The sequence below is a fragment of the Flavobacterium sp. GNP010 genome (assembly GCF_056428945.1).
Window position 1 is genome coordinate 1 of record NZ_JBWJVK010000146.1, and the last position, 413, is coordinate 413.

The following is a 413-nucleotide window of genomic DNA, read 5'->3' on the forward strand; positions in this document are numbered from 1 at the left end:
TACACTTACCGTTCCAGTAGTTGCTCCAGCAGGAACAAGTACATCAACATTTGTAATAGTGTAATCCGCACTTCCAGCGGTTCCAGTAGTCAATACAAAAGTATAGGTAATGGCTTGATCAGAAGGGTTGCTCAGTGTAAAGTTGAATACCACATCAGATCCTTCAGTAGCCGAAGCCGGAGTGATCGTTGCCACAGTAGGGGCATTGTTATTGTCGATAATCGTACCAGTAGCCGAAGCAGCTCCAGAGGCAATACTAAAGTTCTCATTTACTTCATCAATCGCATCCACCGTTGTTGGTACACTTACCGTTCCAGTAGTTGCTCCAGCAGGAACAAGTACATCAACATTTGTAATAGTGTAATCCGCACTTCCAGCCGTACCATTAGTCAATACAAAAGTATAGGTAATAG

At 43.3% G+C, this 413-nt stretch carries 1 pseudogene; it reads right to left on the bottom strand.

The window, feature by feature from the left end:
- A pseudogene (locus AC061C_RS15910) lies at window positions 1-413 on the bottom strand (hypothetical protein); the annotation flags it as partial.